This is a genomic window from Streptomyces sp. NPDC001717, assembly GCF_042892775.1.
Taxonomy (GTDB): domain Bacteria; phylum Actinomycetota; class Actinomycetes; order Streptomycetales; family Streptomycetaceae; genus Streptomyces.
This window is the reverse complement of sequence record NZ_JBIAUK010000003.1, coordinates 115,413-140,915: the sequence shown is the minus strand read 5'-3', so window position 1 is coordinate 140,915 and position 25,503 is coordinate 115,413. Positions and strand designations below refer to the sequence as shown.

The 25,503-nt window shown below is 71.7% G+C and carries 20 protein-coding genes; 14 read left to right on the top strand and 6 right to left on the bottom strand.

Going from position 1 to position 25,503, the window contains the following annotated elements; genetic code table 11:
• The first annotated feature begins 174 nt into the window (after window positions 1-174).
• The 11 genes from ACFYZL_RS07975 (at window position 175) to ACFYZL_RS07925 (ending at window position 13,441) form a co-directional block, all read left to right on the top strand.
• The gene (locus tag ACFYZL_RS07975) at window positions 175-1,971 is read left to right on the top strand and encodes a 3-hydroxyacyl-CoA dehydrogenase family protein (protein WP_384751962.1); all 1,797 of its coding nucleotides are present in this window, start codon (window positions 175-177) and stop codon (window positions 1,969-1,971) included.
• Window positions 1,972-2,137: 166 nt separating this feature from the next.
• The gene (locus tag ACFYZL_RS07970; protein ID WP_384751965.1) at window positions 2,138-2,950 is read left to right on the top strand and encodes a TetR family transcriptional regulator; all 813 of its coding nucleotides are present in this window, start codon (window positions 2,138-2,140) and stop codon (window positions 2,948-2,950) included.
• 395 nt (window positions 2,951-3,345) lie between these two features.
• Window positions 3,346-4,683, top strand: coding sequence for a crotonyl-CoA carboxylase/reductase (ccrA, locus tag ACFYZL_RS07965; protein ID WP_384751968.1), 1,338 nt, complete (start codon window positions 3,346-3,348; stop codon window positions 4,681-4,683).
• Window positions 4,684-4,719: 36 nt separating this feature from the next.
• Entirely contained in the window at window positions 4,720-6,789 is a 2,070-nt protein-coding gene (locus ACFYZL_RS07960; RefSeq protein ID WP_384751971.1) for a protein meaA, read from the top strand.
• On the top strand, window positions 6,786-7,760 hold the full coding sequence (locus tag ACFYZL_RS07955) for an HpcH/HpaI aldolase/citrate lyase family protein (protein ID WP_382640500.1): 975 nt from the start codon (window positions 6,786-6,788) through the stop codon (window positions 7,758-7,760). The genes ACFYZL_RS07960 and ACFYZL_RS07955 overlap by 4 nt, the downstream gene beginning before the upstream one ends.
• An 80-nt stretch (window positions 7,761-7,840) precedes the next feature.
• Entirely contained in the window at window positions 7,841-8,353 is a 513-nt protein-coding gene (locus ACFYZL_RS07950) for a MaoC family dehydratase (RefSeq protein ID WP_384751974.1), read from the top strand.
• 2 nt (window positions 8,354-8,355) lie between these two features.
• A complete protein-coding gene (locus ACFYZL_RS07945) occupies window positions 8,356-9,561 on the top strand; it encodes an acyl-CoA dehydrogenase family protein (RefSeq protein WP_376657407.1) in 1,206 nt (401 codons plus the stop codon).
• A 186-nt stretch (window positions 9,562-9,747) separates the two neighbouring features.
• Window positions 9,748-10,404 (top strand): phosphatidylserine decarboxylase, encoded by a 657-nt coding sequence (locus tag ACFYZL_RS07940; RefSeq protein ID WP_376657408.1) that lies wholly within the window; start codon window positions 9,748-9,750, stop codon window positions 10,402-10,404.
• Window positions 10,405-10,471: 67 nt separating this feature from the next.
• Window positions 10,472-11,254 carry a CDP-diacylglycerol--serine O-phosphatidyltransferase gene (gene pssA / locus ACFYZL_RS07935; RefSeq protein WP_376657411.1) on the top strand — a complete coding sequence of 261 codons (783 nt, stop codon included), beginning with the start codon at window positions 10,472-10,474 and terminating at the stop codon, window positions 11,252-11,254.
• A 201-nt stretch (window positions 11,255-11,455) separates the two neighbouring features.
• On the top strand, window positions 11,456-12,934 hold the full coding sequence (locus ACFYZL_RS07930) for an AlkA N-terminal domain-containing protein (RefSeq protein ID WP_384751978.1): 1,479 nt from the start codon (window positions 11,456-11,458) through the stop codon (window positions 12,932-12,934).
• A gap of 12 nt (window positions 12,935-12,946) precedes the next feature.
• The gene (locus ACFYZL_RS07925) at window positions 12,947-13,441 is read left to right on the top strand and encodes a methylated-DNA--[protein]-cysteine S-methyltransferase (RefSeq protein ID WP_384751981.1); all 495 of its coding nucleotides are present in this window, start codon (window positions 12,947-12,949) and stop codon (window positions 13,439-13,441) included.
• A gap of 15 nt (window positions 13,442-13,456) precedes the next feature.
• On the opposite strand, the gene ACFYZL_RS07920 is transcribed toward ACFYZL_RS07925, so the two are convergent.
• Genes ACFYZL_RS07920 through ACFYZL_RS07905 form a run of 4 tightly spaced genes read right to left on the bottom strand, consistent with a single transcriptional unit; the run spans window position 13,457 to window position 16,957 of the window.
• Complete coding sequence (locus ACFYZL_RS07920; RefSeq protein ID WP_388677110.1) at window positions 13,457-14,224, bottom strand: hypothetical protein; 768 nt, start codon at window positions 14,222-14,224, stop codon at window positions 13,457-13,459.
• Window positions 14,225-14,251: 27 nt separating this feature from the next.
• On the bottom strand, window positions 14,252-14,680 hold the full coding sequence (locus ACFYZL_RS07915; protein WP_388677107.1) for a hypothetical protein: 429 nt from the start codon (window positions 14,678-14,680) through the stop codon (window positions 14,252-14,254).
• Between the two features lie 35 nt (window positions 14,681-14,715).
• Window positions 14,716-15,216 carry an NUDIX domain-containing protein gene (locus tag ACFYZL_RS07910; protein WP_384751990.1) on the bottom strand — a complete coding sequence of 167 codons (501 nt, stop codon included), beginning with the start codon at window positions 15,214-15,216 and terminating at the stop codon, window positions 14,716-14,718.
• A gap of 22 nt (window positions 15,217-15,238) precedes the next feature.
• Window positions 15,239-16,957 (bottom strand): BCCT family transporter, encoded by a 1,719-nt coding sequence (locus tag ACFYZL_RS07905; RefSeq protein WP_388677104.1) that lies wholly within the window; start codon window positions 16,955-16,957, stop codon window positions 15,239-15,241.
• A 143-nt stretch (window positions 16,958-17,100) separates the two neighbouring features.
• Here ACFYZL_RS07905 and ACFYZL_RS07900 point away from each other — a divergent pair, with 143 nt between their 5' ends.
• Window positions 17,101-18,249: a glycerate kinase gene (locus ACFYZL_RS07900; RefSeq protein WP_384751995.1), complete on the top strand. Its 1,149-nt coding sequence runs from the start codon at window positions 17,101-17,103 to the stop codon at window positions 18,247-18,249.
• 69 nt (window positions 18,250-18,318) lie between these two features.
• Here ACFYZL_RS07900 and ACFYZL_RS07895 read toward each other — a convergent pair whose 3' ends face one another.
• Entirely contained in the window at window positions 18,319-18,897 is a 579-nt protein-coding gene (locus ACFYZL_RS07895) for a cysteine hydrolase family protein (RefSeq protein WP_384751998.1), read from the bottom strand.
• A 633-nt stretch (window positions 18,898-19,530) separates the two neighbouring features.
• On the opposite strand from ACFYZL_RS07895, the gene ACFYZL_RS07890 reads away from it, so the two are divergent.
• Window positions 19,531-20,526, top strand: coding sequence for a GlxA family transcriptional regulator (locus ACFYZL_RS07890; RefSeq protein ID WP_384753345.1), 996 nt, complete (start codon window positions 19,531-19,533; stop codon window positions 20,524-20,526).
• Window positions 20,523-23,321 (top strand): SpoIIE family protein phosphatase, encoded by a 2,799-nt coding sequence (locus tag ACFYZL_RS07885; RefSeq protein WP_384753341.1) that lies wholly within the window; start codon window positions 20,523-20,525, stop codon window positions 23,319-23,321. Before ACFYZL_RS07890 ends, ACFYZL_RS07885 begins: the two co-directional genes overlap by 4 nt.
• A 78-nt stretch (window positions 23,322-23,399) precedes the next feature.
• Here ACFYZL_RS07885 and ACFYZL_RS07880 read toward each other — a convergent pair whose 3' ends face one another.
• Complete coding sequence (locus tag ACFYZL_RS07880) at window positions 23,400-25,478, bottom strand: SpoIIE family protein phosphatase (RefSeq protein WP_384753338.1); 2,079 nt, start codon at window positions 25,476-25,478, stop codon at window positions 23,400-23,402.
• Window positions 25,479-25,503 lie beyond the last annotated feature (25 nt).

Here is a 25,503-nt window from a genome sequence, read left to right as displayed (position 1 = left end):
CGGGATCCCTCCCGGACCCCACCGGGACCTCCCGGCCCTCACCGGAGCCCCCGGACCCGAGTCGCACCGCACCTCATCGCCCTCCCCGCCCGCACCCGCGGGGACACGGCATCCGCGCGCACCGTGCGCCGCGCGCGTCCCTCAGTCGTCACCCTCTTCCACTGGAGTCCCTCGATGGACCGTCCGTCCAGTCAGCCCACCCTCCAGACCATCGCCGTCGTCGGCCTCGGCACGATGGGCACCGGCATCGCCGAGGTCCTCGTCCGCGCCGGCCGCGAGGTCATCGGCATCGACATCAGCGAGACCGCCGCCCGCCGTGCCGCGGACTCCCTCGCCGCGTCCACCGCGCGCTCCGTCACGAAGGAGCGGCTCACCGAGCAGGAGCGGTCGGACGTGCTGGCCCGCTTCCGCACCTACTCCGACCTGGGCGCCGCCGCCGACGCCGATCTCGTGATCGAGGTGGTCCCGGAGAACTACGAGCTCAAGCAGCAGGTGTTCCGCGAGCTCGACGCGGTCGTCCGGCCCGACACGATCCTGGCCACCGGCACGAACGCCCTGTCGGTGACCCGCATGGCCGCCGAGTCGCAGCGGCCCGAGCGCGTGCTGGGCATGCACTTCTTCAACCCGGCGCCGGCCATGAAGCTGGTCGAGGTCGTCTCCTGCGTGCTGACCGCGCCGCCGGCCGTCGAGGCGGTCACCGAGCTGGCCCGCGAGCTCGGCAAGGAGCCCGTCGCCGTCGGCGACCGGCCCGGTTTCGTCGCCGACGGCCTGCTCTTCGGCTACCTCAACCAGGCCGCTGCCATGTACGAGGCGAAGTACGCCTCCCGCGAGGACATCGACGCGGCGATGCGGCTCGGCTGCGGCCTGCCCATGGGCCCGCTCGCGCTGCTCGACCTGATCGGCGTGGACACCGCCCGTACGGTCCTGGACGCCATGTACGCCTCCTCCGGCGACCGGCTGCACGCCCCGGCCCCGATCCTGGGGCAGCTCGCCGAGGCGGGCCTGACCGGGCAGAAGGCCGGCCGCGGCTTCTACACGTACGAGGCCCCCGGCAGCTCCGCGGTGGTCGCGGACGCGCAGACCCCGGCGGACGGGGCCCGCCTGGGCGAGGGCCGTCCGGTCACCTCGGTCGGCGTGGCCGGATCCGGCACCATGGCGAGCGGCATCGCGCAGGTCTTCGCGCAGGCCGGTTTCCAGGTCGTGCTGGCGGCCCGCAGCCAGGAGAAGGCGGACGCGGCGAAGGCCGCCATCGGCAAGTCCCTGGGCCGTGCGGTGGCCAAGGGGCGGCTGACGGAGGAGGGCGCGGCCCGCACCCTGGAGCTGATCACTCCGGCCGGTTCGCTGGACGCCTTCGCCGAGGTGGACCTGGCCGTGGAGGCCGTCGCCGAGGACCTGGCGGTCAAGCAGGAGCTGTTCGCGGCCCTGGACAAGGTCTGCAAGCCGGGTGCGGTGCTGGCCACCACCACCTCCTCGCTGCCGGTGATCGCGGTCGCCCGCGTGACCTCGCGCCCGCAGGACGTGATCGGCATGCACTTCTTCAACCCGGCGCCGGCCATGAAGCTGGTCGAGGTGGTCCGGACCGTCCTGACCGCGGACGACGTCCACGCCACGGTCCGCGAGGTCTGCACGAAGGTGCGCAAGCACCCGGTGGACTGCGGGGACCGGGCCGGCTTCATCGTGAACGCGCTGCTGTTCCCGTACCTCAACAACGCGATCAAGATGGTCGAGCAGCACTACGCGAGCCTCGACCAGATCGACGCGGCGATGAAGCTGGGCGGCGGCTACCCGATGGGGCCCTTCGAGCTCCTCGACGTGGTCGGCCTCGATGTGTCGCTGGCCATCGAGAAGGTCCTCCACAAGGAGTTCCGCGACCCGGGCCTGGCCCCGTCCCCGCTGCTGGAGCACCTGGTGGCGGCAGGTTGCCTGGGCAGGAAGACCGGCCGCGGTTTCCGTGAGTACGCCCGCCGGTAACCCCCGGCCGGGCCAAGAGCAGGATGCGTGGGGAGGGCTGCTCGGGTCCGCCGGACCCTCACGGCGGACATACCCTCCCGAGCCCAGTGCGGGCTCTCCCCCGCATCCATCCCCGTCCCACCCCCCTCAGGCGCGCTCACCCGCGCGAATGAAGTACTTTCGCTCTATGTCCCAGCCCGCCAAGACCTCACCCCGTGCCGCCACGGCATCCGACGCGCCGGAGAGCGCGGCCGGCACCAAGGCGGCCGCGCAGCGGCTCAAAATGCGCCGCGAGCTCGCCGCGGCGGCCATGGAGCTGTTCGCGACCAAGGGGTACGAGGCGACGACGGTCGACGAGATCGCCGCGACCGCCGGGGTGGCCCGCCGGACCTTCTTCCGCCACTTCCGCTCCAAGGAAGAGGCAATCTTCCCCGATCACGACGACACCCTGACCCGCGCCGAGGCCGTCCTCGACGTGGCCCCGGCACACGAGCACCCGCTCGACACGGTGTGCCGCGGGATCAAGGAGGTCATGAAGATGTACGCCGCCTCGCCGGCGGTGTCGGTGGAGCGCTACCGGCTGACCCGTGAGGTGCCGGCGCTGCGGGAGCGGGAGATCGCCTCGGTGGCCCGGTACGAGCGGCTGTTCACGCGCTATCTGCTGGCCCATTTCGACGAGACCGATCACCACGACGGCAACGACGATCCACTGCTGGCCGAGGTGGCCGCCTCCGCGGTGGTGACCGCCCACAACCACGTGCTGCGGCGCTGGCTGCGGGCGGGCGGGCAGGGAGACGTGGAGGCGGAGCTGGACCACGCCTTCTCGATCGTGCGCAAAACCTTCGGCACCGGCATCGGCGCCGGCCGCACCCTGGCCACCGCGCCGCCCGCCCCGGCGGAGGTGCGGACCCAGGGCGAGGTCCTGGTGGCGGTGGCCCGTACCGACGCACCTCTGGACGAGGTCATGCGGACCATCGAAGAAGCCCTGCGCAACAAGTAATCGAAACGCACCTCGCGCGACCCTCGTCACACAGGCCGCCCCCGCAACCGGGGGCGGCCTTTTGCTTTGTCCGACTTGCCCCTACTCACGGGTAACTCTGATCGATCATCGCTCATCGGTGCAGGTCAATCGGCAAATGAGAGAAAGTTTTGGCACGCGGTGCCTTGCTGAGTGACACGGGGTGCCATACGTTGAATCTCGTCCGGACGTCCCCGCGGTCCACGCCCACTCGGCACGAACCGCGCCCCGGATGCCTGCGTCACCAGGCCACCGCACGCCCCACCACGGGCGTCGCCGCACCACCGCACCAGCCGGACCGACGGCACACCCACTCGCTTTACGCACCCCCCGCTCACCTCAGCGCACCCTCATCAGCGCTAGCCGGAGGCTCTACCGTGAAGGACATCCTGGACGCGATTCAGTCGCAGTCCGCCACCGCCGCAGACTTCGCAGCCCTGCCGCTGCCCGACTCGTACCGCGCGATCACCGTGCACAAGGACGAGGTCGAGATGTTCGCGGGGCTGACGACTCGCGAGAAGGACCCGCGCAAGTCCCTCCACCTGGACCAGGTCCCGGTGCCGGAGCTCGGCCCGGGCGAGGCCCTGGTGGCCGTCATGGCCTCCTCGGTCAACTACAACTCGGTGTGGACCTCGATCTTCGAGCCGGTGTCCACCTTCAGCTTCCTGGAGCGCTACGGGCGCCTGTCGGAGCTCACCAAGCGCCACGACCTGCCGTACCACATCATCGGCTCCGACCTCGCGGGCGTCGTCCTGCGCACCGGCCCCGGCGTCAACGCCTGGAACCCGGGTGACGAGGTCGTCGCGCACTGCCTCTCGGTCGAGCTGGAGTCCTCCGACGGCCACAACGACACGATGCTCGACCCCGAGCAGCGCATCTGGGGCTTCGAGACCAACTTCGGCGGCCTGGCGGAGATCGCCCTGGTCAAGTCGAACCAGCTGATGCCGAAGCCGGCCCACCTCAGCTGGGAGGAGGCCGCCTCCCCCGGTCTGGTCAACTCCACCGCCTACCGCCAGCTGGTCTCCAACAACGGCGCCGGCATGAAGCAGGGCGACAACGTCCTGATCTGGGGCGCCAGCGGCGGTCTCGGCTCCTACGCCACCCAGTTCGCGCTGGCCGGCGGCGCCAACCCGATCTGCGTGGTCTCCTCCCCCGAGAAGGCGGACATCTGCCGCGCGATGGGCGCCACGGCGGTCATCGACCGCAACGCCGAGGGTTACAAGTTCTGGAAGGACGAGAACACGCAGGACCCGCGCGAGTGGAAGCGCTTCGGCTCGAAGATCCGCGAACTGACCGGCGGCGAGGACATCGACATCGTCTTCGAGCACCCGGGCCGCGAGACCTTCGGCGCCAGCGTCTACGTCACCCGCAAGGGCGGCACCATCACCACCTGCGCCTCGACCTCGGGCTACATGCACCAGTACGACAACCGCTACCTGTGGATGTCGCTCAAGCGCATCGTCGGCTCGCACTTCGCGAACTACCGCGAGGCGTGGGAGGCCAACCGCCTGATCGCCAAGGGCAAGATCCACCCGACCCTGTCGAAGGTCTACTCCCTGGAGGAGACCGGCCAGGCCGCCTACGACGTCCACCGCAACCTCCACCAGGGCAAGGTCGGCGTCCTCGCGCTGGCCCCCGAGGAGGGTCTCGGCGTCCGCGACCACGAGATGCGCGCGCAGCACCTCGACGCGATCAACCGCTTCCGCAACATCTGAGTCCGAGCCACTCAAAGGCCATAAGGATCGCCTGAGATGACAGAGCGCCAGAAGGACCGTCCGTGGCTCATGCGGACGTACGCCGGCCACTCCACGGCCGAGGCGTCCAACGAGCTGTACCGCCGCAACCTCGCCAAGGGCCAGACCGGCCTGTCGGTCGCGTTCGACCTCCCGACGCAGACCGGCTACGACCCCGACCACGTCCTCGCCCGCGGCGAGGTCGGCCGGGTCGGGGTCCCGGTCTCCCATCTGGGCGACATGCGGCGGCTGTTCCAGGACATACCCCTGGAGCAGATGAACACCTCGATGACGATCAACGCCACCGCCATGTGGCTGCTGGCGCTCTACCAGGTGGCCGCCGAGGAGCAGGGTGCGGACATCTCGCAGCTCCAGGGCACGACGCAGAACGACATCGTCAAGGAGTACCTCTCGCGCGGGACGCACGTCTTCCCGCCCGGGCCCTCGCTCCGCCTGACGACGGACATGATCGCGTACACGGTCAACCACATCCCGAAGTGGAACCCGATCAACATCTGCAGCTACCACCTGCAGGAGGCCGGGGCCACGCCGGTCCAGGAGATCTCGTACGCGATGTCCACCGCCATCGCCGTCCTGGACTCGGTGCGCGACTCGGGCCAGGTGCCCGAGGAGCGCTTCGGCGAGGTCGTCGCCCGGATCTCCTTCTTCGTGAACGCGGGCGTCCGCTTCATCGAGGAGATGTGCAAGATGCGTGCCTTCGGCCGCATCTGGGACCAGGTCACCAAGGAGCGCTACGGCATCGAGAACGCGAAGCAGCGCCGCTTCCGCTACGGCGTCCAGGTCAACTCCCTGGGGCTGACCGAGGCACAGCCGGAGAACAACGTCCAGCGCATCGTGCTGGAGATGCTGGCCGTCACCCTCTCCAAGGACGCCCGCGCCCGCGCCGTGCAGCTGCCCGCATGGAACGAGGCGCTGGGCCTGCCCCGGCCCTGGGACCAGCAGTGGTCGCTGCGCATCCAGCAGGTCCTCGCACACGAGAGCGACCTGCTGGAGTACGAGGACATCTTCGCCGGGTCCCACGTCATCGAGGCCAAAGTCGACTCCCTGGTCGCCGACTGCCTGGCCGAGATCGACCGGATCCAGGAGATGGGCGGCGCCATGGCGGCCGTCGAGTCCGGGTACCTGAAGTCCCAGCTGGTCTCCTCGCACGCCGAGCGCCGCGCCCGGATCGAGGCCGGCGAGGACAAGATCGTCGGCGTCAACTGCTTCGAGCAGACCGAGGAGAACCCGCTCACCGCCGACCTCGACGGCGCCATCATGACGGTGGACGCCGCCGTGGAGGCGCTCACGGTCGAGCGCATCGGCCGCTGGCGCGCCGAGCGCGAGGAGTCCTCGGACCGGCAGGGGAACGGCGACCCGTTCGTCTTCCCCACCACCCGACAGGCTCTGGAGCGCCTCAAGGAGGCCGCGGCCGGCACCGAGAACCTGATGGAGGCCACCCTCGAGTGCGCCCGCGCCGGTGTCACCACCGGCGAATGGGCGACGGCGCTGCGCGAGGTGTTCGGCGAGTTCCGCGCCCCGACCGGGGTCTCCTCGGCCCCGGTGGCCGTCACCGCCGAGCCGGGCACGCCGATGCACGAGGTCCGCGAGAAGGTGTCCCGCACCGCCGACGAGCTCGGCACGGGCCGGCTGCGCCTGCTGGTCGGCAAGCCGGGCCTGGACGGGCACTCCAACGGCGCCGAGCAGATCGCCGTGCGGGCCCGCGACGCGGGCTTCGAGGTGGTCTACCAGGGCATCCGACTGACACCCGAGGAGATCTCCTCGGCGGCACTGGCCGAGGACGTGCACTGCGTGGGACTGTCCATCCTGTCCGGCTCGCACAGCGCGCTCGTCCCGGATGTCCTCGAACGCCTCCGCCTGGCGGGGGCGGGTGACATCCCCGTCATCGTCGGAGGCATCATTCCGAACGCCGACGCCGTGGCGCTCAAGGCGGCGGGAGTCGCCGCGGTCTTCACGCCGAAGGACTTCGGCATCACGGAGATCATCGGCCGTATCGTCGACGAGATCCGCAAGGCCAACAAGCTCCACCCTCTCGAAATCGTTGCAAGCACGGAGGTCCCCGCATGACCACGCCAGTCCACCCGGTGAACCGTCTTCGCCCGCGTCGCTCCTGCCTCGCGGTGCCCGGCTCGAACCCGCGGTTCCTCGAGAAGGCCCAGGGCCTCCCGGCCGACCAGGTCTTCCTCGACCTGGAGGACGCCTGCGCGCCGCTCGCCAAGGAAGGCGCCCGCCACACCATCGTGGACGCGCTGAACAACGGCGACTGGACGGGCAAGACCCGCGTCGTGCGCGTCAACGACTGGACCACCCACTGGACCTACCGCGACGTCATCACGGTCGTCGAGGGCGCCGGCCAGAACCTCGACTGCATCATGCTGCCGAAGGTGCAGGACGCCCAGCAGGTCGTCGCCCTGGACCTGCTCCTGACCCAGATCGAGAAGACCATGGGCTTCGAGGTCGGCAAGATCGGCATCGAGGCGCAGATCGAGAACGCCAAGGGCCTGGTGAACGTCGACGAGATCGCCGCCGCCTCGCCGCGCCTGGAGACCATCATCTTCGGCCCGGCCGACTTCATGGCCTCCATCAACATGAAGTCCCTGGTCGTGGGCATGCAGCCGCCCGGCTACGGCGCGGACGCCTACCACTACATCCTGATGCGGATCCTGATGGCGGCCCGCACGCACAACCTCCAGGCGATCGACGGCCCCTTCCTCCAGATCCGCGACGTGGACGCCTACCGCGAGGTGGCCGGCCGGGCGGCGGCGCTGGGCTTCGACGGCAAGTGGGTGCTGCACCCGGGCCAGGTCGACGCGGCCAACGAGGTCTTCTCCCCCTCCCAGGAGGACTACGACCACGCCGAGCTGATCCTCGACGCGTACGACTGGTGCACCTCGGAGGCGGGCGGCAAGAAGGGCTCCGCGATGCTCGGCGACGAGATGATCGACGAGGCCAGCCGCAAGATGGCCCTGGTCATCGCGGGCAAGGGCCGCGCCGCCGGCATGCAGAGGACGTCGAAGTTCGAGGTCCCCACCGCCTGAGGCGATCCCGCAGTGTCGGGCGCACCCATCCCCAGTCCCGGGCCCCGCACGGCCCGGACGAGCACCCCGGAGGGGGCACCATGCAGTTTGGCCGCACCTACGAAGAGTTCACCGTCGGAGACGTCTACCGGCACTGGCCCGGAAAGACGGTCACCGAGTACGACGACCACCTCTTCTGTCTGCTGACCATGAACCACCACCCGCTCCACATGGACAGCAATTACGCGGAGAACACGACCGACTTCGGCAAGAACGTCGTCGTGGGCAACTACATCTACTCGCTGCTGCTGGGCATGTCCGTCCCGGACGTCTCCGGGAAGGCCATCGCCAACCTGGAGATCGAGTCCCTGCGGCACGTGGCGCCGACCTTCCACGGCGACACGATCTACGGCGAGACCACGGTCCTCGACAAGACCCCGTCGAAGTCCAAGAACGACCGCGGCATCGTCTACGTCGAGACCAAGGGCTACAAGCAGGACGGCACCCTCGTCTGCGTCTTCCGGCGCAAGGTGATGGTCCCGACCGAGACGTACATCAAGGAGCGCGGCGGCGAGCAGCCCGGCCGCCCGCAGCTGAAGGAACAGGGGAAGTAGCCATGGCCCGACTCGCCCAGACCGCCGGGCTGACCGACGTCCAGCGGGAGATCCTCAAGACCGTCCGCGAGTTCGTCGACAAGGAGATCATCCCGGTCGCGACCGAGCTGGAGCACCGCGACGAGTACCCGCAGGACATCGTCGACGGGCTCAAGGAGCTCGGCCTCTTCGGCCTCATGATCCCCGAGGAGTACGGCGGCCTCGGCGAGTCGCTCCTCACCTACGCGCTGTGCGTGGAGGAGATAGCGCGCGGCTGGATGTCCGTCTCGGGCATCATCAACACGCACTTCATCGTGGCGTACATGCTCAAGCAGCACGGCACGCAGGAGCAGAAGGACCACTTCCTCCCGCGCATGGCGCTGGGCGAGGTGCGCGGCGCGTTCTCGATGTCCGAGCCGGCCCTGGGCTCCGATGTGTCGGCCATCACCTCGAAGGCGGTGAAGGACGGCGACGAGTACGTCCTGAACGGCCAGAAGATGTGGCTGACGAACGGCGGCAGCTCCACGCTGGTGGCGGTCCTCGTGCGAAGTGACGAAGGACACCCCGAGGGCACGGCCCCCCACAAGTCGATGACGACCTTCCTCGTCGAGAAGGAGCCCGGCTTCGGTGAGGTCCGCCCGGGCCTGACCATCCCGGGCAAGATCGACAAGATGGGTTACAAGGGCGTCGACACGACCGAACTCATCATGGACGGACTGCGCATTCCGGCCAATCGGGTCCTCGGCGGCCAGACCGGTCGAGGGTTTTACCAAATGATGGACGGGGTCGAGGTCGGCCGCGTCAACGTGGCGGCGCGTGGCTGCGGCGTCGCTCAGCGTGCGTTCGAGCTGGGTGTCTCGTATGCCCAGCAACGTCACACTTTCGGCAAGGCCATCGCCGAACACCAGGCGATCCAGTTCAAGCTGGCCGAGATGGCTACCAAGGTCGAAGCCGCCCATGCGATGATGGTGAACGCAGCACGCAAAAAGGACTCTGGGGAACGAAACGACCTCGAAGCGGGGATGGCGAAGTACCTCGCCTCCGAGTACTGCAAGGAGGTAGTGGAGGACGCCTTCCGTATCCATGGCGGCTACGGGTTCTCGAAGGAGTACGAGATCGAGCGTCTCTACCGGGAGGCTCCGATGCTGCTGATCGGTGAAGGTACTGCCGAGATCCAGAAAATGATCATCGGGCGACGCCTGCTCGAGGAGTACCGCCTCCAGGGCTGAAAGTCCCTTTTGCGGCGAATCGTCCAGCGATTCGCCGCATAAGGACCACTTCCAGTGGCTGGCTGACGGCCATCGACTCGGCTTCTGGCTTGCCCAGTTGTTGCGCGCAACCGATAGCATTCCAGTAAAGCCGCCGTCCCGTCCCCCTGTTTGCGGCGCGGCAATCACCCGCTACGAAGGTCATCCATGCCCCACAGCCAAACCTCTGCACCTCGCGACAGCCTCCTTGGCGTACGCCTCGCGCGCGGAGCATCGCCGTGGCTTCTGCCGACCGTCGCCACCGCGGCACTCAGCCTCTCCCGGGCCCGCAAGTCCGGACGCTGGGCCGCGGCGGCCGTGCCCGCCACCGCGCTCGCCGCGGGCATGCTGTGGTTCTTCCGCGACCCCGAGCGTGAGATCGCCCAGGGCCGGGTCATCTCCCCCGCCGACGGTGTGGTGCAGAGCATCATGCCGTGGAAGGACGGACGCACCCGGGTCGCGATCTTCATGAGCCCGCTGAACGTCCACGTCAACCGCGCGCCCCTCGCGGGCACGGTGACGTCCGTGGAGCACATCCCGGGCGGATTCGTCCCGGCGTTCAACAAGGAGAGCGAGAACAACGAGCGCGTCGTCTGGCACTTCGACACCGAACTCGGTGACATCGAGATGGTGCAGATCGCCGGCGCCGTCGCGCGACGCATCGTCCCGTACCTGCCGGCCGGTACCAAGGTGGAGCAGGGCGAACGCATCGGTCTGATCCGCTTCGGCTCCCGCGTCGACATCTACCTTCCCGAGGGTGTCGAGGTCGCGGTCGAGGTCGGTCAGGCCACCACCGCGGGGGTGACCCGAATTGACCGTGACTGACCCTGAGACTCCGGCCGCGGGCTGGGTTCCGGAGTCCGCCGCCGAGGAGGAGTCCACCGAAGACGACATGCCGCTCTCGCTGCGGCTGTCGATAGCGGACACCCTCACCCTCGGCAACGCGACCTGCGGATTCATGGCGGTGTACTTCACCACCACCGGAATCCTCATCCCGCACCTCACCGGCAGCGGCGAGTCGGGCATGGCCCGGCACAGCGCGGCGACCGCGGTGATACTGATGCTGCTCGCGGCGGTCTTCGACCTCTTCGACGGCATCGTGGCCCGCAAGCTGCGCAGCTCGCCGATGGGCGCGGAGCTGGACAACCTGTCCGACCTGATCAGCTTCGGCCTCGCGCCGGCGTACTTCGTGCTGGTCTACGGCATGGTCGCCGACGACGCGCACCAGAAGATGTCGGCGCTCGCGGCGATCGTCGTCCTGCTGGCGGTGGTGCTGCGTCTGGCGAGATTCAGCTGCGTGACCATGAAGGACGGCATGTTCCAGGGCATGCCGAGCCCCTTCGGCGCGCTGACGGTCGTCTCGATCGTGCTGCTGGAGCTTCCGTTCGTCCCGACGCTGCTGGCGATCATCGGGGTGGCCTGGCTGATGGTGAGCCGGGTCGAGTACCCCAAGCCGCGGGGTGTCCTCGCGGTGGCGATGCTGAGTTGGATCGTCGGCGCGATGGGTCTGCTGGCGGCGTGGGCGTTCGACGCGCCGGGCGGCCAGCTGCTCCTCCAGACGGGCTGCGCGCTGCAGATCGCTCTGGCGGCGACGATTCCGCTGTTCGCCACGACCCGTCGGGCGAACACGTTCCGCCACAACCGGCGGGAGGCGCGAGCGGCGACGCTGCGCTGAGTTGTGCCAGGTCTACGAAGGCCCCGGGTGCCATTGGCCCCCGGGGCCTTCGCGCGTCCCTGCGCATGTGCGGCACCGCTCCCGGACTCCGCCCCGGGTGCCGCGCAGCGGCGTCTCCAGCCCAGCCGGGGGCCGGGCCCGGTAGCCTTGATGTCGGAAAATCGCCAGCCGGCCGGGTGCCGAGCCCGGATGCTTGAGGACATGCACACCGACACCGAGCGTTGCGTAAGGGCGGTGCAGTCGAAGGACGCCCGATTCGACGGCTGGTTCTTCACGGCCGTCCTGACCACCCGGATCTACTGCCGACCCAGCTGCCCCGCCGTGCCCCCCAAGGTCGAGAACATGACCTTCCTGCCCAGCGCCGCCGCCTGCCAGCAGGCCGGGTTCCGGGCCTGCAAGCGGTGCCGGCCCGACACCAGCCCCGGTTCGCCCGAGTGGAACGCCCGCGCCGACGCCGTCGCCCGCGCGATGCGCCTGATCCAGGACGGGGTGGTGGACCGCGAGGGCGTCCCCGGGCTGGCCACCCGCCTCGGGTACTCCACCCGCCAGGTGGAGCGGCAGCTGCGCGCCGAGCTCGGCGCCGGACCGCTCGCCCTCGCCCGGGCCCAGCGCGCCCAGACCGCCCGGCTGCTCATCGAGACCTCCGAGCTCCCGATGGGCGACGTCGCCTTCGCGGCCGGCTTCTCCTCGATCCGCACCTTCAACGACACCGTCCGCGAGGTGTTCGCCCTCTCCCCCAGCGAGCTGCGGCTGCGCTCCGAGAAGGCCCACCGCAACCGGCAGCCCCGGATCCCCGGCACCATCAGCCTGCGGCTCCCCTACCGGGCCCCCCTCAACCCCGACAACCTCTTCGGGCACCTCGCCGCGACCGCCGTCCCCGGCGTGGAGGAATGGCGGGACGGGGCCTACCGGCGGACGCTGCGGCTGCCGTACGGCACCGGGGTCGTCGCCCTCACGCCCGCGCCGGACCACATCGGCTGCCGCCTGGCCCTCACCGACCTGCGCGACCTGACCATCGCCATCAGCCGCTGCCGCTGGATGCTCGACCTGGACGCCGATCCCGAGGCCGTCGACGAGCAGCTGCGCACCGACCCGCTGCTCGCCCCGCTCGTGGACAAGGCACCCGGACGGCGGGTGCCCCGCACCGTCGACGCGGCCGAGTTCGCCGTACGGGCCGTCCTCGGCCAGCAGGTGTCCACCGCGGCGGCGCGCACGCACGCCGCACGGCTGGTCACCGCGCACGGGGAGCGGGTCGAGGACCCGCTGGGGGGGCTGACCCACCTGTTCCCCTCCCCGCAGGCGCTCGCCGAGCTGGATCCGGAGTCGCCGGCCCTGCCGCGCAGCCGCCGCACCACCCTCACCACCCTGGTGTCGGCCCTCGCCGACGGGTCGCTGCCGCTCGGCATCGACAGCGACTGGGAGGCGGCCCGCGTACAGCTGAACGCGCTGCCCGGTTTCGGCCCGTGGACCACCGAGGTCATCGCCATGCGGGCGCTCGGCGACCCCGACGCCTTCCTCCCGTCCGATCTGGGCGTGCGGCGTGCCGCGCAGGGGCTCGGCCTGCCGTCCACCCCGGCCGCGCTGACCGCGAGGGCGGCCGGCTGGCGGCCCTGGCGGGCGTACGCCGTCCAGTACTTGTGGGCCACCGACTCCCACCCCATCAACCACCTGCCCGTCTGAGGAGCACCCGTCATGACCGCCAAGCAGCACACCGTCGTCGACAGCCCCTACGGCCCGCTCACCCTGGTCGCCACGCAGGGCGTCCTCAGCGGGCTCTACATGACCGGGCAGCGCCACCGGCCGGCCGAGGAGTCCTTCGGTGAGCGGGTCGCCGCCTCCGAGGAGCCCTTCCCCGAAGTGGTGCGGCAGCTCACCGCGTACTTCGCCGGGGAGCGCACCTCCTTCGACCTGCCGCTGCGGCTGGAGGGCACCGAGTTCCAGCGCAGCGTCTGGGACCAGCTCGTACGGATCCCCTACGGCGAGACGTGGTCGTACGGGGAGCTCGCCGCCAGGCTGGGCAAGCCCGGCGCCTCGCGCGCGGTGGGCCTGGCGAACGGCAAGAACCCGGTCGGGATCATCGTCCCGTGCCACCGGGTGATCGGCGCCTCGGGCGGCATGACCGGCTACGGCGGCGGGGTGGACCGCAAGGTGCGGCTGCTGGACTTCGAATCCGGCAGGAGCGCGTAGCTGATCGTCCCCCGCTCACTGAAGGATGTTCACCGCCCGCGCCACCACCAGCAGCACGGTGATCATCGAGACCGACGTCTGGGTCATCATCAGGAACTTCGACCACATCGTCAGGGGCATGGTGTCGGTCGGGCTGAAGGCGGTGGCGTTGGTGAAGGCCACGTACAGGTAGTCGCCGAAGTACGGTTCCCAGTCGGGCGGGGCGATCCCCCGCTGAGTCATCTGCGGGAAGAGGAAATCGGGGAAGTCCTTGACGCCCCGGGCCCTGGCGTCCGGGCCGCCCCGGTCCAGTTCCCAGTACCAGAGCGCGAAGGCGATCACGTTGGTCACCCACACCGCTCCGGCCGTGGCGAGCAGGCCGAGCGCTCCGCCGGGGCCCGTCGCGTGGAGCAGTTCGCGTACGAGCTTCACGGCGGAGGCCGCGTTGGCCAGGCTGACGGCGGCCACCAGGGCCAGGTCGAGCACGCGCAGCAGGCGCGAGCCGCGGTCGAACCGCTCGTGCGGACGGAGCGCGGCCAAAGCCACCAGCAGGCCGATCTCCAGGGCCGGCAGCAGCCAGCGCGGGTCGATGGTCAGCCGGGTCGGCAGGGCGAGTTGCAGGCCGACCGCGACGAGGATGGCGGCGGTGACCGCCCAGCGCTCCTCGCCGTCGGTCGGCCGGCGCCAGGCCGGTCTCTCCTCAGCCTGCGGGGTGTCGGGTGCGAGCAGCTCCTCGATCCGGTCCAGCCGGCGGTGCAGCAGGTCCATCCGGTCCCGGTCCGCCCCGGGGTCGCTCTCGCTCATGACCCACATTCTGGGACGAACGGTCCGTCAGACCACCATCAGCGGCACGAGCAGGGCGAACGCGGCGCCGGCCTCCACCGCGTATCCGTACAGGGACGGGTGCTGGACGGGGGCGGCGAGCAGCACCACGCTCTGCTGTGCGGCGGCGGCCGCCACCCAGTCGGCGTCGGCGCCGAGACTGCCCTGGTACCAGCCCTCGCAGGCGCCGGGGCCGCTGACCGCGAAGAAGTCGTCCTCGCGGCGGTAGAGGGCCTCCCACCCGGCGGCCGGCACGGACCATCCGTCGAAGTCGGTGAACAGGGCCCAGCCGCCGTCGCGTATCGCGGTGTCGAACATCCAGACCGGCGTTCCGTCGGGGGTGACCTCCCCGCCCTCCTGCTGGTCGGTGGTGAAGTGGACCATGGGCAGGGCGTCGGGTCCGTCGGCGGTGCCGGGCCAGGCGTACATCGTGATCATCAGCTGATTCTGTCCTGGTTTGGGTAAACGCCGTGTTATGACGCGGACGGGCGGCGGCCGTTCTCCAGCTCCACCGTGCCCTCGCCCGACTCCAGGACGCGGCAGGCCTCTTGGGCGCGCCGTCCGAGCGCCCCGAGGAGGTGGGCGCCGAGTTCGGCAGGCTCGACGAGCTTCCAGGAGAGGAGCTCCTCCTCCTGGAGCCTGATGGAGGCCAGTTGGTCGGCGGTCAGCACCCCGCCGTCGTAGAGGTACGCGACGAGTGGCGGGCGGCCCGCGTCGAGCGACCAGTCGACGGCGAGCAGGCGGCCGAGCGGTACGTCGATGCCGATCTCCTCGGCGCTCTCGCGCCGGGCGGCCGTGCGCGGGGACTCTCCCCGGTCGGACTCGATGGTGCCGCCGGGCAGGGCCCAGCCCTCGCGGTAGTTGGGCTCGACGAGCAGCACCCGCCCCTCGGCGTCCCGGTAGAGGGCGGCCGCTCCGGCCAGCACCCGGGGCAGGCTCGCGATGTACGTGGCGTAGTCATCCGTGGTGGTCACGCGGCAACCCTAGGGCCTGTCGTCAAACTCCCGGACTGCCGGTCCCCCCGTCGTCCCGCGTCCTGGACTCCGCGACGCGCCGCAGCCTCGCGTGGCGGGTGGCGTTCTGCTCGGTGATGGCGTCGCCGACCAGGGCGCGGACGGCGTCCCGCATGCCGTGCAGGGCGTGGTGGCGGGCGGGGCCAGCTCCGGGGTCCTGGCGGAGTTCCTTCAGCAGGGCCCAGCACAGCAGCATCATGACGACGACGAAGGGCAGCGCGACCAGGATGGTGGCGGTCTGCAGGGACTTCAGGCCGCCCGCGACGAGCAGTACGGCGGCGACGGCGGCCATCAGCACGCCCCAGGTGACGACCAGCCAGGTGGGCGGGTGCAGCGAGCCCCGGCTGGTCAGCGAACCCATCACCAGGGAGGCCGAGTCGGCGCTGGTGACGAAGTAGGTCATGACGAGGAGCATGGCGACCCACGAGGTGAGGGTGCCGAGCGGGAGCGCGTCCAGCATCGCGAAGAGCGAGGCCTCCGTGCCTTCCTTCATGACGGCGGCGAAGTGCACGGCGCCGGTGGAGTCGAGGCGGATGGCGGTGCCGCCCATCACGCAGAACCAGATGACGGTGGCCCCGCTGGGGACGAGCAGGACACCGATCAGGAACTCGCGGATGGTGCGGCCGCGCGAGATGCGGGCGATGAAGGTGCCGACGAAGGGGGCCCAGGAGAGCCACCAGGCCCAGTAGAAGATCGTCCACGCGCCGAGCCACGCGGAGTCGGTGAAGGCCCCGGTGCGGGTGGCCATGGGCACCAGTTCGTGCAGGTAGCCGCCGACACTGGCGGGGATCACGTCGAGGACGTAGACGGTGGGGCCGAGGACGAAGACGAAGAGCATGAGGGTGGCGGCGAGCACGATGTTGATCGTGCTCAGCCACTTCACCCCCTTGTGGAGGCCGGAGAAGGCGGAGAGCACGAACGCCGCCGAGAGGGCGACGATGATGATCAGCTCGACGGAGGTCGAGTCCTCGATGCCGGTGGTGATGTTCAGGCCCTTGGAGACCTGGAGCGCGCCGAGCCCGAGGCTGGTCGCGGTGCCGAAGACGGTCGCGAAGACCGCGAGCAGGTCGATGGCCTTGCCCGCCCGCCCGTTCGCCCGTTCCTCGCCCATCAGCGGGACGAAGGCCGAGCTGAGCCGGTTGCCGCGGCCCTTGCGGAAGGTCGCGTAGGCCAGGGCGAGGCCGACGATGCCGTAGATCGCCCACGGGGTGAGCGTCCAGTGGAAGAAGGAGTACTCCATGGCCGAGAGGGCGGAGGCGCCGGAGGCCGGGGCCGCGCCGGAGGCCGGGGGCGGGGCCAGGTAGTGGGTGAGGGGCTCCCCCACCCCGTAGAACATCAGGCCGATGCCCATGCCGGCGCTGAACATCATCGCGATCCACGCGAGGTTGGTGAACTCGGGCTCGGAGTCGTCCCGGCCCAGGCGGATCCGCCCGAAACGGCTGACGGCGAGCACCACGCACATCACCAGGAAGACGTCCGCGGCGATCACGAACAGCCAGGCGAAGTTGTCCAGCACCCAGGCGAGCGCGGTGCTCGACGCCTTGTCGAAGGAGCCCTTGGCGAGGGCGGCCCAGGCGACGACGGCCAGTACGGCGATCACCCCGATGACGACGACCTGTCGGTCGGGCGTGCCGTCCGGGGGGCCGTCCGGTCCACCGTCCGGTCCATACGGACGTGCCTCTTCCAGTGATTCCGCGCTCATGCGGCCACACTATGCAGGCGTATATCCGTATTTAGGGGCATGGCGCGCCGTGTGTGTCCCGGGCCACTCATGGGCATAGGAGGATCCTCCGGATAAGCTCATGGGGGCGCGACTGCACTGTTCGATAGCAAGGGAATAGCAAGGTGACGGACGGAGCAGTAACTGAGGCCGCGCGCGTGCTCATCGCCGCGGACAAATTCAAGGGCTCGCTCACGGCCGTTCAGGTCGCGGAGCGGGTGACGGCCGGCCTTCGCAAGGCCGTACCGGACGTGGAGATCGAGACGCTCCCCGTCGCGGACGGCGGCGACGGCACGGTCGCGGCCGCTGTGGCGGCCGGTTTCGAACGCCGCGAGGTACGGGTCACCGGACCCCTCGGCGACCAGGTCACGGCTGCCTTCGCGCTGCGCGAGGGCACCGCGGTGGTCGAGATGGCGGAGGCCTCCGGCCTCCAGCTGCTGCCGGCGGGCACCTTCGCCCCGCTGACGGCGACGACGTACGGCTCGGGCGAGGTGCTGAAGGCCGCGCTGGACGCGGGCGCGCGCTCGATCGTCTTCGGCGTGGGCGGCAGCGCCACCACCGACGGCGGCGCCGGCATGCTGGCGGCGCTGGGCGCGGTGTTCCTGGATGCGAACGGCGAACCGGTCGGTCCGGGCGGCGGCGCGCTGGCGCAGCTGGCCTCGGCGGACCTGTCGGGGATCGACCCGCGCTTCGCGGAGGTCGACTTCGTACTGGCCAGCGACGTGGACAACCCGCTGACCGGCCCGAAGGGCTGCGCGGCCGTCTACGGCCCGCAGAAGGGCGCGACGCCGCAGGACGTGGCGACGCTGGACGCGGCGCTGGCGCACTACGCGTCGGTGCTGGAGAAGTCGATCGGCTCGAAGGCCACCGAACTCGCGGCCTCCCCGGGCGCGGGCGGCGCGGGCGGCATCGGCTACGGCGCCCTGCTGCTGGGCGCGAGCTTCCGTCCGGGCATCGAGCTGATGCTGGAGGTGCTGGGCTTCGCCCCGGCGCTGGAGCGGGCCACGCTGGTCATCACCGGTGAGGGTTCGCTGGACGAGCAGACCCTGCACGGCAAGGCCCCGGCCGGTGTCGCGGCGGCCGCGCGTGCCGCGGGCAAGCCGGTGGTGGCGGTCTGCGGACGTCTGCTGCTGAGCCAGGAGGCACTGGAGGGAGCCGGTATCCGCAAGGCGTACCCGCTGACCGCCCTGGAGCCGGACCCGGCGAAGTCCATCCCGAACGCGGGTCCCCTGCTGGAGCAGGTCGCGGCCGACATCGCCGCCGACGTTCTCTGAGCCGAGCCTGACGGCCCCCGAGGCCCGGTACCCCTTTTCGGGGGTGCCGGGCCTCTGCCGTGTCCGGGGTCAGGCGAGGAGCTCGGCCGTCGTCACCACCCGGGCGAAGCCGCCGCCCTGGAGGTTGACCGCCGTGGCCGTCGCGAGCTGGTCGGCGGTCAGGGACATCCCCTCCGGGCCCTCGAGGTCGAAGGTGTGGGTGGCGTCCAGCGGGACCAGCACCTCGTAGCCGAGGTTCCCGGCCATGCGGGCGGTGGTCTCGACGCACATGTTGGTCTGGATGCCCGCCACGACCACCTGGCCGATGCCGTTGCCCTTGAGCCAGTCGCCGAGGTCCGGGGTGCCGTAGAAGGCGGAGTTCACGGTCTTGGTGACGAGGAGGGACTCCTGCCGCCGCCCGCGCCGCTCCTCGACGAAGTCCTTGAACGCGTAGCCGGGGTGGTCCGCGGCCAGTACGGATCCGGGGCGTACGGAGGCGTGCCGGACGAGCACCACGGGGCGGCCGGTCGCCTGCCAGGCGTCCATGAGGGCCGCGATGTTCGCCTCGGCGGCGGGGTTGTTCCTGGGACCCCAGAAGGAGGCGTCGTCGAAGCCCTTCTGCACGTCGATGACCAGCAGGGCACTGTTCGGGGCGATGTCGATCGTCATGGCTCCATGCTGGCCGCCGCGGGTCTGTGGCCACAGGGCCGCCGGTGACCCGAAACGATGAGATCCTGCCGGCCTGGCAGTCACCACCCTTGCCGGGCCGGCCCCGCCGAACGCCGCTGCTCGGCGCGGGCCGGCCCTGCCCGTACCCCCTAGGAGTCGGGTGTGCGGCGGGGCGCCCCCGCAGGGCGTCGAACGAAACCCGTTCCGCTTGCCGGTGCCGCATGGGGTTCGACGCCCGAGGAGGTGCCCCGGCGCGCGCCCGACCCCGACGGCCCACCCTGCGGCCGGCTCGGGCGGGGGTGCCGCTGCGCGGAGCGGTCCCCTACCCGCCCTTCCACCGTTCCCCGGGCTCCGCCCGGACCCGTCCTGGGGCTCCGCCCCAGACCCCGCGCCTCAAACGCCGGCGAGGCTGGAGGGTGGCCCCGCGCCCCAAACGCCGGCGGGGCTGAGATGGCCCGGTCCAGGCTGGATGGTGCGGGCGGGCCGGCGGGCTGAACGTGCCCTCCGGGCAGACCCGCCGCGGCCGGCGGGCGGCAGCGGCCGAATGCAGCCCCGCCGGCGTTTGAGGCGCGGGGTCCGGGGCAGCCCCGGCGGCGCGGGGGGCCGCCCGGAGGGGGCCGGCAGGATGGGGGGATGCAGCGTGTCGCCGTCGTCGTGCAGCCCGGGATCCGGAGTTTCGACCTCGCCGTCATCACCGAGGTGTGGGGGCCGGACCGCAGCGGTCTCGGGGTGCCCCGGTTCGAGCTGCGCCGGTGTGCACTCGGGCCCGAGGCGATCCCGCTGCCCGGTGGGCTGAGCCTCGCCCCCGACCGGGGACTCGACTGGCTGGTCACCGCCGACCTGGTGGTCGTGCCCGCGCTGGCCGACCCCGGCGGCCGTACCCCCGAGCCGGTACTGGCCGCACTGCGGGCCGCGCACGCGCGCGGAACACCCGTCGCCGCACTCTGCGCCGGCGCGTTCGTCCTGGCCGAGGCGGGCCTGCTGGAGGGCCGTCGGGCGGTGACCCACTGGTCCCTGGCCCCGCACCTCGCCGCCCGCCACCCGGGCGTGGTCGTGGAGGACGCCCCGCTGTACGTCGAGGACGGCGGGCTGTGGACCTCCGCCGGGGTGGCGTCCGGGATCGACCTCTGCCTGCACCTGGTGCGGCGGGCCCACGGCGCCGAGGCGGCCGCCGCCATCGCGCGGTCCATGGTGACGGGCCCCTTCCGCGCCGGGGAGCACGCCCAGTACCTGGACCGGCCCGTCCCGGCCGCGGACCGCACGGCCGAGGCGCTGGCCGCCGTACGGGAGCGCGCGCTGCGCTGTCTGGACCAGCCGCTGGACGTGGCCACCCTGGCCCGCTGGGCGGGCATGGCCCCGCGTACCTTCGCCCGCCACTTCGTCGCCGCCACCGGCACCACGCCGCACCGCTGGCTCCTGGACCACCGGCTGGACGAGGCCCGCAAGCTTCTGGAGCGCACCGACCATCCGGTGCCGGAGGTGGCCCGGCGGGCCGGTTTCGCCAGCGAGGTGACCTTCCGCCAGCACTTCAGCGCGTACGTCGGTATGGGTCCCCGTGCGTACCGCGCGGCCTCCGCTGCCACAGCAGCCGCTCCAAACACCCGGGAGAGTGTTAGAAAGGGCTCATGACCGGACGTTTTGGTCGCCAGCCGACCGGGTGGGGCTCACGCCTGTTCGCGCGCCCGTCCCGGTGGGGACACAGCGTCGCCGGTCAGGTCTTCGCCCTCACCGCGGTGATCGTGCTGCTGCTGATCGCGGCGGCCGCGTCGGCCCTGGTGATCCAGGCGGGGTACGACAGCGAGCGCGACGCCCGCGACCGCTCCCTCGCCGCCGCCGAGGCCTTCGCGCACGCCCCCGGTCTGCCGGCCGCCCTGAGGGCGCCCGATCCGACCCTGCTGCTCCAGCCGCTGGCCGATGCCGCGCGGATCGCCTCGGGGGTGGACTTCATCGCGGTCATGAGCACGAGCGGGGTCCGCTACACCGACTCGCGGCCCGAGCTGATCGGGCAGCGCGCCAAGGGTGACATCGCCCGCGCGGCCGCCGGCGAGTCCTTCACCGAGACCTTCCGGGGCAAGCCCAGCGACGCCGTCCGGGCCGTCGTCCCGGTGCGGGACGCGAGCGGGAAGGTCGTCGGGCTGGTGGGGACCGGCATAGAGGTGCGGAACGTCTCCAGCGCCGTCGAGAGCCAGCTGCCCCTGCTGCTCGGCGCGGCGGCGGGCGCGCTGCTGCTCGGCACGGGCGGCGCCGCCCTCGTCAGCAGGCGGCTGCTGCGCCAGACCCGCGGGCTGGGCGCCGCCGAGATGACCCGGATGAACGAACACCACGAGGCCGTTCTGCACGCCGTCCGCGAGGGTGTGCTGATCATCGGCCCCGATCACCGTCTCGACCTGGCCAACGACGAGGCCCGGCGCCTCCTCGACCTGCCCGCCGACGCCGAGGGGCAGTACGTCGGGGACCTCGGCCTCCCCGCGCGCACCGCCGAGCTGCTGGCCTCCGGCCGGGCCGCGACCGACGAGGTGCACCGGGTGGGCGACCTGCTGCTGGCGGTCAACGTGCGGCCCACGAAGCCGTACCGGGGTCGGCCCACCGGCACCGTGACGACCCTGCGCGACTCCACCGAGCTCGCCGCGCTCTCCGGGCGGGCCGAGGAGGCCCGCAGCCGGCTCCAGCTGCTGTACGACGCCGGGGTGCGGATCGGCACGACGCTGGACGTGGTGCGCACCGCCGAGGAGCTGTCGGAGGTCGCCGTCCCCCGCTTCGCGGACTTCGTCACGGTGGAGCTGCTGGAACCCGTACTGCGCGGCGACGAGCCGCTGGCCGCGGGCCTGTACACGGAGATGCGCCGGGCGGCGATCACGGGGGTGCGCGACGATTCCCCGCTGCAGCCGGTCGGCGACGTCATCCAGTTCGTCGTGCCGACGGCCCCGATGGCCGCGGCCCTGGACGCCGGGCACGCGGTCCTGGCGCCCGATCTGCACGCCGCCATGGGCTGGCGGGCCGGTGACCGGGTCGGCACCCGGGAGGCCTTGGACTACGGGCTGCACTCGTTGATCTCCGTACCGCTCCAGGCACGCGGCGTCGTCCTGGGCATGGCGAACTTCTGGCGGGCCGCCGACACCCCGGAGGCCTTCGACGAGGAGGACCTGTCCTTCGCCGAGGAGCTGGGGGCCCGCGCGGCCGTCTCCATCGACAACGCCCGCCGCTTCACCCGTGAGCACGCGACCGCGGTGACGCTCCAGCGCAGCCTGCTCCCCCGGGTGCTGCCCGACCAGAGCGCCGTCGACGTGGCCTTCCGCTACCTGCCGGCCCAGGCGGGGGTGGGCGGGGACTGGTTCGACGTGATCCAGCTGCCCGGCGCCCGGGTGGCCCTGGTCGTCGGCGACGTCGTCGGGCACGGGGTGCACGCGGCGGCGACCATGGGCCGTCTGCGGACCGCCGTGCACAACTTCTCCACCCTGGACCTGCCTCCCGACGAGCTGCTCGGCCACCTGGACGAGCTGATCAGCCGGATCGACCAGACCGATAACGGGGGCGACGGGCAGAACGGTGACGGCGCCGGTGACGGCGAGGGCGAGGGGATGGGCGAGCGGGCCGGGGTCACCGGCGCGACCTGCCTGTACGCGGTCTACGACCCGGTCTCCGGCCACTGCGTGATGGCCAGCGCCGGACATCCGGGGCCGGCGCTCGTCCACACGGACGGGCGGGTGGAGTTCCCCGAGCTGCCCACCGGGCTCCCGCTCGGCGTGGGCGGCATGCCCTTCGAGAAGGCCGCGCTGCAGCTGCCCGAGGGCAGCCGGCTCGTGCTGTTCACCGACGGGCTCGTGGAGGACCGCGACCGGGACTTCGACACCGGCCTGCGGATCCTGGCCGAGGTCCTCTCCCGCCCCGGCCGCGACCCCGACCAGGCCTGTTCCGACGTACTGGCCGCGATGCTCTTCCCGGTGCCGAGCGACGACATCGCCCTGCTGGTCGCGGACACCCGGCGGCTGGAGGCGGACCGGATCGCCGAATGGGAGGTGCCGGGCGAGGCCTCGGCCGTCTCCCGGGTGCGCAACGCGGGCGCGGCGCAGCTCGTCGCCTGGGGCCTGGACGACATCTCCTTCACCGCCGAGCTGATCCTCAGCGAGTTGATCACGAATGCGATCCGGTACGGGAGCGCGCCCGTGCGCGTACGCCTGCTGCGCGACCGGAGCCTGATCTGCGAGGTGTCCGACGGCAGCAGCACCTCACCGCACCTGCGGTACGCGGCCACCACCGACGAGGGCGGACGGGGGCTGTTCCTCGTCGCGCAGTACGCCGAGCGGTGGGGCACCCGCTACACCGACCGGGGCAAGGTGATCTGGGCGGAGCTGCCGCTCACCGGGGCCGAGGAGCCGCCGGCGGCGCCGCTGGACCTGGACGCCCTGGAGGACCTGGCCTGGTGACCCGGCCGGTCGCCGGCTCGGTGCCGGGCGGGGTCGCAGTGGGCGGGCTCGCGGCGGGCGGGCTCGCGGCGGGCGGGCTCACAGCGGGAGGGTGCGGGCCAGCAGCACCGCCACGTCGTCCTGCGGGGCCACGGGCAGCAGGCGCGCGAGGATGCTGTCGCAGACCTCCTCCAGCGGGCGCCCGGCCCCGCGCAGGGCCTCCGCCAGCTGGGCCATGCCCTGGTCGAGGTCGCGGTCGCGGGCCTCGATGAGCCCGTCGGTGTAGAGCACGAGCAGGCTTCCCGGGGGCAGCCGCACCTGCTCGGTGCGGAATTCCTGGCCGCCTCCCGGGCCCGTGCCGGTGCCCAGCGGGGTGCCGGGCGGGCCGTCGAGGAAGCCGATGGTCCCGTCCGCGGCGACCACGGCGGGCGGCGGGTGCCCGGCGCGGGCGATCACGCAGTCGCTCGTGGCCGGGTCGTGGACGGCGTACACGCACGTGGCCATCTCGTCCGCGCCCAGGTCGGCCACGACGGCGTCGAGCGAGCGCAGCAGCCGGTCCGGGGGCACGTCGTGGCGCGCGAGGGTCCGTACGGCGGTGCGCAGCTGGCCCATGACGGCGGCGGCGTGGATGCCGTGGCCCATGACGTCGCCGATGACCAGTCCGGTGCGCCCGCCGGGGAGCCGGATGGCGTCGAACCAGTCCCCGCCGACGTCGTGGTCGCTGGCGGGCAGGTAGCGCCCGGTGAGTTCGAGACCGGCGACCTGGGGCAGCGCGCTGTTGGTGAGGCTGCGCTGGAGGGTGAGGGCGGCGCGGCGCTGGGCGGTGAACATGCGGGCGTTGTCGATGTTGAGGGCGGCGCGGGCGACGAGTTCGTCGATGAGCACGCAGTCCTCCTCGTCGAAGGGTTCGCGGGTGCGCAGCCGGGTCACGGCGACGGCGCCGAGCACCTTGCCGCGGGCGACGAGCGGGACCATGCGGGCCGAGCCGAGGGTCGCGAGGTAGTCGCGCAGGGCGCCCGCGCGCGGGTCGGTGATCAGCGCGGGGACGTCGGAGGAGTACAGGGCCATCGGTCGGCCCTCGGCGAGGACCTGCTCGTAGACGCTGTCCACGGGGAGCTGGAAGGTCTGTCCGGCCGCCAGTTTCGCGGTGGGCGCGGCCGGGTCGGGGAAGTGGGCGGCGAGCCGGCGCAGGACTCCCCGGGAGGATCCGGCCGCGGTGGTGTCGTCGGGCTCGAGGACCGCCACCAGCATCTGGACGTCGGCGGAGTCGGCGAGCTGCGGTACGAGGACGTCCACGATCTCCTGAGCAGTCTGGTGCAGGTCCAGGGTGGTGCCGATGCGGGTGCCGGCCTCGGCGAGCAGGGCGAAGCGGTGCCGGGCCCGTTCCGCGTCGGCCTGGGCCCGCTGGCCCTCGGTGATGTCGATGAGGGAGGCGATCAGACCGAGGGGCCGCCCGGAGCCGTCGAGCAGCGGGGCGTAGGAGCAGGACCAGGTGTGGTCGTGCCCGGGGTCGGAGGGGGTCCGGCCGGTGCGGCGCACGTCGACGACGGCCTTCCCGCGGTCGAGGACCTGCTGCATCGTGGCTTCCAGCGCGGTCGCGTTGACCCCGGGCGCCACCTCGGTGAGGCGTCGGCCGAGGTGTTCGAAGGCGGGGACGCCGTTCATCCGGGCCAGGGCGTCGTTGACCCGCAGGAAGCGCAGGTCGGGGCCGAGGGTGGCGAGGCCGATGGGCGACTGCGTGAACAGGCTCTGGAGGGCTGCGAGCGAGTCGCGCATGTGGTGGACCTCGGAGGTCTCCACGGCGACGAGCATGGCGCCCGTACGGCCTTGCGGGTCGGCGGCGGGGACGATCCACATCTCCATCGGGACGCGGTGCCCGTCGCGGTGGCGCACGGGGAGGGTGCCGATGACGGTCTCGCCGGACTGGACGCGCCGGGTCAGCTGACCTGCGAGTTCGTGGTTGGCCTCGGGAACGAGCACCTCGGAGCCGATGCGGCCGATGATCTCCTCGGGGCGGTGTCCGAGCAGGTCCTGGGCGGCCAGCGACCACTCCACGACCCGTCCGTCGGCGTCCTCCCGCCACAGGGCGATGGGCAGCAGCTCGCGGAGCACGCCCGCGTACCCGACAGCCGCGGCCGGCTGCTCCGGCACCTCGCTCGCCGACTGGTACGTGTCCAATGCACCAACCTCACCCCGGGGGGCC